The sequence below is a fragment of the Sporosarcina sp. HYO08 genome (assembly GCF_001563475.1).
Classification (GTDB): domain Bacteria; phylum Bacillota; class Bacilli; order Bacillales_A; family Planococcaceae; genus Sporosarcina.
Genome location: NZ_LPUT01000001.1, coordinates 366,186 through 377,745, shown reverse-complemented (window position 1 = coordinate 377,745; position 11,560 = coordinate 366,186). Strand labels below are relative to the sequence as shown.

Annotated in this window: 12 protein-coding genes; all 12 read right to left on the bottom strand. The window is 44.5% G+C overall.

Features of this window, described 5'->3' with window-relative positions; all coding sequences use genetic code 11:
- Positions 1–102: 102 nt before the first annotated feature.
- A complete protein-coding gene (gene yajC / locus AU377_RS01850; protein WP_067403250.1) occupies positions 103–366 on the bottom strand; it encodes a preprotein translocase subunit YajC in 264 nt (87 codons plus the stop codon).
- 43 nt (positions 367–409) lie between these two features.
- Positions 410–1,549 (bottom strand): tRNA guanosine(34) transglycosylase Tgt, encoded by a 1,140-nt coding sequence (tgt, locus tag AU377_RS01845; RefSeq protein WP_067403247.1) that lies wholly within the window; start codon positions 1,547–1,549, stop codon positions 410–412.
- A gap of 2 nt (positions 1,550–1,551) precedes the next feature.
- Complete coding sequence (gene queA, locus AU377_RS01840; protein WP_067403244.1) at positions 1,552–2,601, bottom strand: tRNA preQ1(34) S-adenosylmethionine ribosyltransferase-isomerase QueA; 1,050 nt, start codon at positions 2,599–2,601, stop codon at positions 1,552–1,554.
- 36 nt (positions 2,602–2,637) lie between these two features.
- The gene (gene ruvB / locus AU377_RS01835; protein WP_067403242.1) at positions 2,638–3,648 is read right to left on the bottom strand and encodes a Holliday junction branch migration DNA helicase RuvB; all 1,011 of its coding nucleotides are present in this window, start codon (positions 3,646–3,648) and stop codon (positions 2,638–2,640) included.
- An 80-nt stretch (positions 3,649–3,728) separates the two neighbouring features.
- Positions 3,729–4,334 carry a Holliday junction branch migration protein RuvA gene (gene ruvA / locus AU377_RS01830; protein ID WP_067403239.1) on the bottom strand — a complete coding sequence of 202 codons (606 nt, stop codon included), beginning with the start codon at positions 4,332–4,334 and terminating at the stop codon, positions 3,729–3,731.
- Between the two features lie 200 nt (positions 4,335–4,534).
- Entirely contained in the window at positions 4,535–5,767 is a 1,233-nt protein-coding gene (locus AU377_RS01825; RefSeq protein WP_067403237.1) for an ATP-binding protein, read from the bottom strand.
- A gap of 144 nt (positions 5,768–5,911) precedes the next feature.
- Positions 5,912–6,634 carry a YebC/PmpR family DNA-binding transcriptional regulator gene (locus AU377_RS01820; RefSeq protein WP_067403234.1) on the bottom strand — a complete coding sequence of 241 codons (723 nt, stop codon included), beginning with the start codon at positions 6,632–6,634 and terminating at the stop codon, positions 5,912–5,914.
- Positions 6,635–6,645: 11 nt separating this feature from the next.
- On the bottom strand, positions 6,646–7,467 hold the full coding sequence (locus AU377_RS01815; protein ID WP_172794004.1) for an aminoglycoside phosphotransferase family protein: 822 nt from the start codon (positions 7,465–7,467) through the stop codon (positions 6,646–6,648).
- A 55-nt stretch (positions 7,468–7,522) separates the two neighbouring features.
- Positions 7,523–8,662, bottom strand: a complete 1,140-nt coding sequence (gene safA, locus AU377_RS15865) for a SafA/ExsA family spore coat assembly protein (protein ID WP_067403229.1) — start codon at positions 8,660–8,662, stop codon at positions 7,523–7,525.
- 198 nt (positions 8,663–8,860) lie between these two features.
- Positions 8,861–9,745 (bottom strand): prephenate dehydratase, encoded by an 885-nt coding sequence (gene pheA, locus AU377_RS01805; RefSeq protein WP_067403224.1) that lies wholly within the window; start codon positions 9,743–9,745, stop codon positions 8,861–8,863.
- A gap of 23 nt (positions 9,746–9,768) precedes the next feature.
- Positions 9,769–10,224, bottom strand: coding sequence for an ACT domain-containing protein (locus AU377_RS01800; RefSeq protein WP_067403219.1), 456 nt, complete (start codon positions 10,222–10,224; stop codon positions 9,769–9,771).
- 43 nt (positions 10,225–10,267) lie between these two features.
- Positions 10,268–11,560: a GTPase ObgE gene (obgE, locus tag AU377_RS01795; protein WP_067403216.1), complete on the bottom strand. Its 1,293-nt coding sequence runs from the start codon at positions 11,558–11,560 to the stop codon at positions 10,268–10,270.

Genomic DNA, 11,560 nt, shown 5'->3' with positions numbered 1-11,560 from the left:
TTAGGAAAGCATGCCCGAAACCATTACTGAACTATACAAAAAAGACGACCGGCATTTGGAATGTTATCCCTTCGCCGATCATCTTTTCATACATCTTCAATCTTATGATACTTCAACGACACGTCCAACTGCTTGACGATCGAATTGCATGATCGTACTGTCAGACACCTTTAAAAATACAGATGTTTCGTCAACTGCATCGATTGTTCCATGGATGCCGCCGATCGTAATGACTTTATCTCCGCGCTTCAATTCGCTTTGCATTTGTTTCGTCGCTTTTTGTCTCTTTTGCGCTGGTCGAATTAGTAGAAACCACATCACTGCGAACATCGCAATGAAAGGCAGTAAACTCATTATGCTTTCCATTCAATTAATCCCCCTTTCAATCACGTTTTTTATTATACAAGATTCAAAAGTTTTTTGCATTCGGTTTATTAAATCCATAACGCTCAAAAAACTCCTCGCGGAAATCGAGTAAACGATCTTCACGTATTGCTTCTCGAACTTGCGCCATTAAATTCAATAAGAAATGAAGATTATGATACGTCGTTAAACGAATGCCGAACGTTTCTTCCGCGCGGATTAAATGATGAACATAAGCACGGCTATAGTTTTTACACGTATAGCAATCGCAGTTTTCATCGAGCGGACGGTAATCATTTTTGAATTTTGCGTTCCGGACAACGAGTCGCCCTTCGCTCGTCATTAATGTTCCATTTCGGGCAATGCGTGTCGGTAGTACGCAGTCAAACATATCTATGCCGCGGATCGCTCCATCAATGAGGGAATCCGGCGATCCTACGCCCATTAAATAACGCGGCTTGTCCTGCGGTAACAATGGCGTCGTAAATTCAAGCACACGATTCATAATGTCTTTCGGTTCTCCCACCGAAAGACCGCCAATTGCGTATCCCGGGAAGTCAAGAGATATTAAGTCTTGCGCACTTTGCTTACGGAGCTCTTCAAATTCTCCTCCTTGCACAATCCCAAATAATGCCTGGTCGTCTGGTCGTGCATGCGCTTCTAAACAACGCTCAGCCCATCTGGATGTCCGTTCAACACTTGCTTTCATATACTCGAAAGTAGCCGGGAACGGCGGGCATTCGTCAAATGCCATCATAATATCTGGACCGAGTGCATTTTGAATTTCCATCGCTTTTTCTGGGCTTAAAAACAATTTACTCCCATTTAAATGATGTCTAAAATGAACGCCTTCTTCTTCGATCTTGCGGAAATCGCTCAACGAGAATACTTGGAATCCCCCGGAATCCGTTAAAATCGGACGATCCCAGTTCATAAATTTATGCAGTCCGCCTGCTTCTTGAATAATCTCATGTCCTGGACGGAGCCATAGATGGTACGTGTTACTCAAAATAATACCTGCGCCCATTGCTTTTAGCTCTTCAGGCGACATCGTTTTCACCGTCGCCTGCGTACCGACCGGCATAAATGCAGGTGTTTCAAATGATCCGTGCGGCGTATGGACAATGCCCAGCCGAGCCCCGGTCTGTTTACATGTTTTAATATGTTCGTATGTGATTGCTGCCATAATTACAATTCCTTCCTACGCGGTGAGCGGATGAACATCGCATCTCCAAAACTGAAAAAGCGATAGTTTTGCCGCACTGCCTCATGATAAGCCGCAAGAACTTTGTCTCGCGATGCAAATGCCGAAACGAGCATAACGAGCGTCGATTTCGGTAAATGAAAATTCGTAATGAGTCCATCCAATACACGAAATGGATAGCCTGGGTAAATGAAGATTGAAGTCCAGCCGCTAGAGGCAATGATTTTCCCATCGTTTGCCGAAGCGATCGTTTCAAGTGTTCTCGCGGAAGTCGTACCGACCGCAATGACACGGCCCCCCCGTGCTTTTGTGTTGTTGATCGACTCCGCTGTCGCTTCGCTTACCTGATAATATTCGGCATGCATCGTATGATTTTCGATCGTATCGACGCTCACCGGACGGAATGTGCCAAGCCCTACATGCAATGTGATGAATGCAAGGTCGATACCTTTTTCTTTTATTTGCTGCAAGTATTCATCCGTAAAATGAAGTCCCGCTGTCGGCGCTGCTGCCGAGCCGCGTTCTTTGGCAAACACAGTTTGGTACCGCTCCTGATCGTCAAGCGTCTCACTAATATAGGGCGGAAGCGGCATGGTCCCAAGCGCGTCCAGCACTTCATAAAATATCCCATCATAAGAGAATTTAAACGTGCGGCCGCCTTGTTCGAGAATGCCCGTGCATTCCGCTTTCAATCGGCCATCGCCGAATGTAACAACTGTGCCAACCTTTACCCTTTTCGCCGGTTTCACAAGTGTTTCCCACTCGTCGATATCCAATTCTTTTAATAATAATACTTCAATTGCGGCACCCGTATCTTCTTTTACACCCATTAACCGTGCAGGCAGCACTCTCGTGTCATTTAAAACGAGAAGATCTCCCGCTTCCAATTCGTCTATGAGCGCTTTAAATTGATGATGCCGGATTTCACCCGTTTCTTTATCAAGCACCATCAAGCGGCTCGCTGTACGATCTTTGAGCGGCGTTTGGGCAATGAGGTGATCTGGCAATTCAAAATCAAATTCATTTACATCCATATTTTAAAATAAACTCCCTTTATTAAATTAAATAAATCACTCTTCCGGATAATTATAACCGAAATGTTCGTAGGCCATCCTTGTGGCAATACGCCCCCGCGGTGTCCGCTGAAGAAAACCGATTTGCAGTAAGTATGGCTCATAGACATCTTCAATCGTTACCGACTCTTCCCCAATACTTGCTGCAATTGTGTCGATACCAACCGGCCCCCCGCGAAAACGTTCGATCATGCCCGTTAATAGCTTATGGTCAATGTAGTCGAGCCCATGAGAGTCCACTTGCAACAGTTCAAGTGCTTCCGCAGCAATACCCGCCGTAATCTGGCCATTCCCTTTCACTTGCGCAAAATCGCGCACTCGCCGTAAAAGCCGATTGGCAATTCGCGGTGTTCCTCGTGAACGGCGCGCAATTTCCCCGGCCGCTTGCTCATCGATTTCCACATCAAACAATCCTGCACTTCGAATGACAATTTCAGTTAAAGGATTGACATCGTAATATTCTAGACGAAGCGGAACCCCAAAGCGGTCTCGGAGCGGTGCGGACAATGATCCTGCGCGCGTCGTCGCGCCAATCAGTGTAAATGGCGGTAAGTCGAGACGAATGGAGCGTGCAGATGGTCCCGTACCGACAATAATATCGAGACAAAAATCTTCCATGGCTGGATACAGCACTTCCTCAATCGCGCGGTTTAAACGGTGAATTTCATCGATGAACAAAACATCGCCTGGTTCAAGTGAAGATACGACTGCCGCAAGGTCTCCAGCCCGTTCAATCGCAGGCCCGCTTGTCATTCGTACATTAACATCCATCTCATTGGCAATGACGGTGGCAAGCGTTGTTTTCCCAAGGCCAGGCGGTCCATACAGCAAAACATGATCTAAGCTTTCACTTCGCCCTTTCGCTGCCTCAATAAAAATACTCAAATTGTCCTTTACCTTTTCTTGCCCAATATACTGATGGAGAAACTGCGGTCTTAATGACTGCTCGAATCGTTCATCAAATTGTGACACTTCTCCTGATAGGACTCGTTCCACACCGTCCGCCATCCTTTCTCACACTAGCAGTTCAAACTAGCTTTTATCATAAACTGTCAGCCTGCCTATTCGCCATTCATTTGTTTACAAACTTATTTTTGCTTTAATAATAATCGTAAAGCCAATTTCATATAGCCTTCTGTGTCGTGCTCTTCTTTTTCCAACTTTGGCTTCACTTTGTTTAGTTCCCGCTGTGAATAGCCGAGTGCTTGGAGTGCCAAGATCGCTTCGTCGAGCGCATCGTTTTCAACGAGTGTTAATAACGTCACTTCTTCATCCGGCATTTCAATTTCGCTAAATAAATCATGCAGCTTCCCTTTTAAATCTAAAATCATTTGACGCGCTGTCTTTTTTCCAACGCCTGGAAATTGTACAAGAAAACCTTCATCTTCACGTTCGATGGCACTGACGACTTGCGCCGGTATGCCATTTGCTAAAATCGCCAGCGCTCCTTTTGGTCCAATGCCCGAAACGGTAATAAGTTTTTTAAATAACTCTCGCTGCTCTAACGTTTTAAATCCGAGAAGCATTTGTGCATCATCTCGAACATGTAAATAAGTAAACACTTGTTGAACTTCTTCTGTTTTATGAAACGCATATGGATTAGGCGTCAAAATTTGCCAGCCGACGCCCCCCTGCTCCAACGTAATATATTCAGGCGTCACACGCGTAACTAAACCTTTTATGTAATCGTACACAGCTACTTCTCCTCCTATGCCTTAAGTGATTATAGCATACGAACGCACTTTCTATCTATTTGTCTAATCAAATTAAAAAGGATTGTCCCAGAAGTGCCTGGCACCGCTAAACACTGTCAAAACATAGTATCACTGTTCAATCACGATACTATCTTTAGCGCTCGATGGTGCCTGGATCTTCATTTTGGGACAACCCCCACTTAAACCGGTATGATCAATCGAAAAGTTGTTCCTTTACCTTTTTTACTTTTCACATCAATTTTTCCTTTTAAACTATGCACGATACTATACACCATTAGCATGCCAAGACCCGTACCTTCTTTTTTCGTCGAATAGTACGGATCCCCTAATTGTTCAATTTCTTCCTCTGTCATGCCGATGCCTGTATCCCCTATTTGAATAATAATTTGTTTTTTCCGTTCGAATACATCGATCGATAAAATACCGCCTGTCTCTTTCATCGCTTCAATCCCATTTTTGTATAGGTTTAGTAAACATTGACGAAGTTGGTTTTGATCGTAATCCTTTTGCAAAGTGTTTGAAAATCGTGTCTGAATCTTAACCCGATGTGTATTCGCGTAAGGCTTCATAATATTTCCCACGTATTCGATATCCTCTTTAAAATCGCCTGTAACCATATGGATGGATTGCGGCTTTGAATACGCAAGAAAGTCACTTACGATCGATTCCGCACGCTGTAGCTCGTCCAATGAATAATCAATATAGGCCTTTTCCTCAGGGGAAAGAGACTTGGAACCTTTTAACAGCTGTAAGAAGCCATTCGTAACGGTCAGCGGATTTCGTATTTCGTGGGCGATACTTGCGGACAACTCACTAAGTACTTCAAGTTTTTCTGAATGTACGTACATCTTTCGGCTTTCTATATTCGACCGGATTTTCTCACAAAGAAGAACGACAAAGAGCATCCCTGTAGCCGTCGTTAAAATGGAGTCGATCGCAAGCCAGCGAAAAATATGTAATTTCCCTTTATACAGATAGAAAACTTGCGACAAGTAAATACAAACATTTAACACCGCAATTGACGTAGCGGCGACAACACGCTGTTTTGGCCCCATACGATTGAATTTTTTACTGAGCAGCGGAACGATCAGAAAAAAAACTGTCGAGTAAAGAAAAGACTCGATGACACCATCTCCACCAATAAAAAAACGAACCACATTTAGCACAATATAAAGTGGAAACACCTTTTTATAACCGCCGTATAAAGCAAGAACCGCAAACGGAATATAGCGCAAATCTACGATATAACCAACCTCTAATTTGACTGGAAAAAGCATGCACAGTACCATTGAGATAACTGAAAAAAAGACAACGATATGATTAAATTGATTTTTATGATCTTCTATGAAAATTAAGTAGATCATGATCGGGAAAATTAAAAATAAAGCATTAATGAGCAATGTTTCAAGCAAAACGAACTTCCTCTCGTGAGTCATTTTCGCATAGATGCATATTTCTATTGTACAACAAGTTGTACATTAGTCATATGTCGTTTCACTAAAAAATCTGTTCAAACGAAGATATCAAACCCATCTTCGCTCGAACAGATATCCGTTTTACTCTTCCGCATTGTGGAAAACGTTTTGTACGTCGTCGTCATCCTCAAGCATGTCAAGCATTTTCTCAAACTTTTCGACATTCTCTTCGGCGAGCGCCGTGTACATAGACGGAATCATTTCCACTTCAGCGGAAATAAATGCAATGCCTTCAGCTTCTAATGCCTCTTTCACAGATAAGAAATCGGATGGCTGCGTAATAATTTCAAAGCCTTCTTCAGAAGACATAATGTCCTCCGCCCCTGCTTCAAGAGCCGCCATCATGACAGCATCCTCGTCTGTCTCGGCTGTCCGTTCAATGAACAAACGACCTTTACGATCAAACATATAACTAACGGAACCACTTTCACCTAAGTTCCCGCCGTTTTTATTAAATGCTACGCGGACATTTGGCGCCGTGCGGTTACGGTTTTCTGTTAAACAATAGACGAGAACCGCGACCCCTCCAGGACCATATCCTTCGTAGATAATTTCTTCGTAATTTTCATCTGAGCCAGCGCCAGTCGCTTTATCGATTGCTCTTTTAATGACATCATTCGGCACATTTGCACTTTTTGCTTTTTCTAAGGCAAGACGCAGCGTTGGATTCGTCTCCGGATCGGGACCGCCCGATTTAGCGGCAACGTAAATTTCTCTCGACATCTTTTGAAAGATCTTTCCACGTTTCGCATCTTGCGCGCCTTTGCGGTGCTGTATATTTTTCCACTTGGAATGTCCTGCCATAAAGAAACCCCCTAATTTTTTATCCGTTCTACATCATACCATAATTTCGGCCAATGTGAGAGAGCGGAATCTGTAAATAGGGTCAACTGCTTCGCTTGCCTTTCCCTTGACTGAGGAGAAAGTGTAAATAAATGGAGCCATTCTCGAATGACCTCATTTGGAAAAAGCAGAAGGGATAACGATGCTTCATCTAATTTTTGTAATGATGGCTGTTCGTCAAATAAAAAATTCACATCATATCCGATCTGCGGCAACACACGGTGAATCCATAGTGCAAGCTCAGTTCCGGGCGGTCCCGTACAAGCTAAGTCAAAATCGATAAAGCGGATCATCCCATTTGGATCACGCAAAATATTATGGTGGACAACATCCCCATGTAAAAGCGTTCCATCTAATACATTTCTATACACCTTTTTAATATGTGAAAGTGCATTTTCGGCATAATAAAGAATTTCGTCAATCTGGCTTTCCTCGAGATAAGCGCTACATGCTTTTTTAATCCCTTTGAATCTAGCAATCCGATCTTTCCACTTTTCAAGAATGGGATAAGGATGTAAAAAAACGGATGCATGCCAATCAATTTGTGCAGTTGTTTTGTGCAAGGCATGCAAGGCTGCCAATGAATCGATACGGTCGATTCGTTTTTTAAAGTTCACAGCCTTTGCACCATCAAGCCATGGTTGAACAATCATAAGGGGATCATCTTCGATCTCGATCGGTACGATGTGCGGAAAAGATACAGATTCCAATGCGTTATGGATAAAACGCACTTTCTTCGCCGTTGAGATAGAATGGTATCCCTTGACGGAAAAATATGAACCCTCTTTCTCCATTTTCCAGACGTTTTCTTTTATCTTCTCAAATTTCCCCTCCAGCACCATATGCCGATCAATAGGCCCCGTACCAGTCAAAACCAGGGTACGGTGCGGGCATCATTTGATGGTGTGGGTGAGGTGGACAGCCACATGGGTAACCAATATAAAGCGGCATCATTCGCGGTTGCGGTTGACCGCCGCCACAGCCACAGCCATAATCAAATCCATGGGAATAACTTGGGAGCGGCATACATGGATTAAATTGGCCTGCTGGCGCTACTTGCTGTGGAACATACCCCATTCCAGGTGAAAACGGAAGGCCGCCAAACTCCTCCAGCTCATCAAACCCTTCCATTTCTCCCTCTGCTGCTACCTCAGGTTCCTCAGCAATTCCAGGTGATTCGATCAATTGCCAGCCCCCTGGCATCGGATATGGCAGTGGCTGCGGCATCGGTGCTGGTTCTGGAGATGGCATCGCTGCTTCTTCCATTTCCTCCATAACCGCTTCCTCTATTGGCTGTTCCGGAGCTAACAGCGGTGCAGCTTCCTCTGTTCCCGCCATAACTTCAGGCGCTTCTGTCATTTGTGGTACTTGCATTGCTTGAATTTGTCCGGCATGCATGAACGGATGGCAGTCGGCATCGTAAATCGGCATCCAACCGCATGGAACTCCAAAAATTGGCTGTACATAAGGCGGCGCCTGGTACATCGGCATTTGCGGCATTGGCATTTGCGGTGGCATTGGCATCTGCGGCGGCATCGGCGTCGGTTGGGCCGGCGGTGGAATCGGTGTCGTCGCTTCCGGCGCTACTTCCGGTGCAGGTGCTGGCGCCTGTGGGAACGGAAACGGAATTGGGATTGGCATTGACGGCATTTCAAACTCCGGTTGCGGTGCAGGTTGCGGAACCGGTGGAACCGGCGGCGCTTCTGTTTTAGTCGGCTTCACCTGTTCTTTTTTCACCGGTGGACGCTCATGCTTTTTCTCATGATGTGGTTTCTTTTCATGATGCTTCTCGTGATGCTGTTTTACGGGATGCTTATGTTTTTCCGGCTTCTTCCCACCATGTGCAGGCAAAAAGATTTTCATCCCAGGAACAATATAGTCGGGATTGGCAAGATGCGCATTTACCCGTTTTAATTCATCAAACGGAATGCCGTATTGGCGCGCAATCTTCCACAGCGTATCCCCTTTAACAACAATGTGGACTTCCACTTAAAAATTTCCCCCTTCCATCAATCCATCGTATGAACGGACGCCCGTCTTTGTGCTACAAACGGAATGTCCTCTCTAACTATGTATATTAAGATAGAAGTGGCAATATTCAATTGCTGCCTAATTCGATTCGATGAAGAATGCGTGTGATATTGGTTTCCAAAACAATTTTATTGTTCAAAAAAACCCATCACGATTTTAGATATGTGATGGGTTTTCATTATAGAAATAATAAGAACCAAATGATTGAACTGTACAATCTAACGCACTAAGCTCTTCCAAAGCGCCTTTCATCATTGGGTGATCTTCAGATTCATTCACGTCGATAATGAAGAAGTAATTGCCAAGGCCAGTTTTCATGGGTCTTGATTCGATTTTGCTTAAGTTGAGTCCACGCCACGCAAAAACAGATAAAATTTTATGCAACATACCGGATCGATCATCTTCCGGCTGTTTCACCATGAGCGTCGTTTTCTTGAAATCAGAGTGACCTTTTTGCGCAATGTATTCTTTCCGCAAAGACAAAACGACAAAACGTGTGTGGTTAAAGTGAAAATCATGAATATTTTCTTCTGCAATATGTAAATCATACTTTTCCGCTGATAGCCTGTTGGCAATCGCCGCAATTTGCTCATCGGGATGTTCCGCAATATATTTTGCCGCCGCAGCTGTCGAAGTTGTTTGAATTAATGGAACGCGGCGGTAATTATATTGCAAAAACTTATGGCATTGTGCGAGTGCATGCGGATGAGAATTAATCGATTTCAATTGATCGAGCGAGTTGGCTTGTTTTTTATTGACCAGCAAATGCTGTTCAATCGGAATATTAATTTCCGCGTTAATGAACAATTCACTGCCGTGGAACAAATAGTCGATCGTTAGCGGCACGGATCCTTCCAGCGCGTTTTCTAGCGGAACAAGTGCATACGCCACGTGCCCTGCGGCTACCGCTTCAATACAATCCGGAATCGTCGCGTGCGGCACTAATCCTTCCGCGCCGAAAAAAGAACTGGCCGCCACATGTGTAAATGATGCATCTGGCCCCAAAAATGCAACAGTTGGTACGAACGTTTTTTCTTTCATTTCCCCATTTCCTCCTATATGTACTAAATGGCTCCGGAACTAATTAACGTAACCGAATCGACAAAATCAGGTGCTTTTAACCGTTGGAGCAACTCCTCCATTTTAATGGGCATTTCTGTCACGTCTAGCGATAGTGTAATATTTGCACGTGCTTGAACAGGAATCGTTTGGTGGATCGTCAGGACGTTGCATTTTGCATTTGAAACAATTTGTAGCAACGTCGCGAGCGATCCCTTTCGATCTTCAAGCTGAATAAAAATCGTCAACACACGTTCGCGAGCAATCGATTCAAAAGGAAATACTGTATCTCGGTATTTGTAAAATGCGCTTCGAGACAATCCCACCCGCTTCGTCGCATCTTGAATCGTCGACTCTTCCCCGCTCGCTAAAAGCCTTTTCGCTTCCAACATTTTTTGCATCGATTCCGTTAACACATCTTCTCTCACAAGGTAAAACTGGCCTTCACCAAGCTGTTTCAAGTGATTTCCCCCTCCCAAGAACACTTCGCTTTATCTCTATTTCTTATTCTAGGAATTCAAATTCAAAGTCCATAATACGAACGATGTCGCCGTCTTGTGCACCACGCGCTCGCAGTGCATCATCGACACCCATTCCGCGAAGCTGCCTTGCGAATTTACGAACCGATTGGTCAAAGTTGAAGTCTGTCATTTTAAACAATCGTTCAAGCGCATAGCCAGATAACACAAATGCACCATCGTCATCCCGCGTAATTCTAAAGTTTGCTTCTTCTGCTTCATGTTTATAAAGCACTGCATGCTCTTCTTCATCTTCTTCAATTTCGTAAAGCGGGAACTCTGGCGTCGTTTCCAATAAGTCCATCACTGCAAATAACAGTGGATCCAGTCCTTGTCGCGTAACGGCCGAAATTGGGAAGATTTGTGCCTGTTCATCATTTAACTTTTCTTTAAATGCTTGTAAATTCTCTTCCGCATTCGGCATGTCCATTTTATTCGCAACGATAATTTGCGGACGTTCCGTTAAACGTAAATTGTATTTTTCCAATTCCTCATTAATCGTTTCATAATCTTCGAAAGGATCTCTTCCTTCCATTCCGGACATATCAATGACATGAATAATGACGCGTGTCCGTTCGATATGACGTAAAAACTGATGACCAAGCCCAATCCCCTCGTGCGCCCCTTCGATTAACCCCGGTAAATCAGCCATGACAAATGCACGACCGTCTTCCGTTTCAACCATCCCCAAATTGGGTACGAGCGTTGTAAAATGATAATCAGCAATTTTCGGTTTGGCAGCAGAGACGACAGACAATAACGTCGATTTGCCGACACTTGGAAATCCAACTAAACCAGCATCTGCCAACACTTTCAACTCAAGGGTTACTTCCCGTTCAAGACCTGGCTCTCCCTTTTCGGAAAGCTCCGGCGCAGGATTTTGCGGCGTCGCAAATCGGCTATTTCCACGCCCTCCACGTCCACCTTTCGCAATGACGGCTTTTTGGCCATGTTCAACGAGATCTGCAATGACATGGTCCGATTCCAAATCTTTCACAACAGTTCCAGGCGGCACTTTAACAACTAAATCTTCTGCGCCTTTCCCATGCTTATTTTTACTCATACCGTGCTCTCCGCGCGGTGCTTTAAAATGACGTTGATAACGGAAATCCATCAACGTGCGCAAGCCCTCGTCAACGATAAAGACGACATCTCCGCCTTTCCCGCCATCACCGCCGGCCGGTCCGCCATATGCAATGTATTTCTCCCGACGGAATGCTACCATTCCATCGCCACCGTCACCGCCTTTAACATAAATTTTAACGTGATCGACAAACAT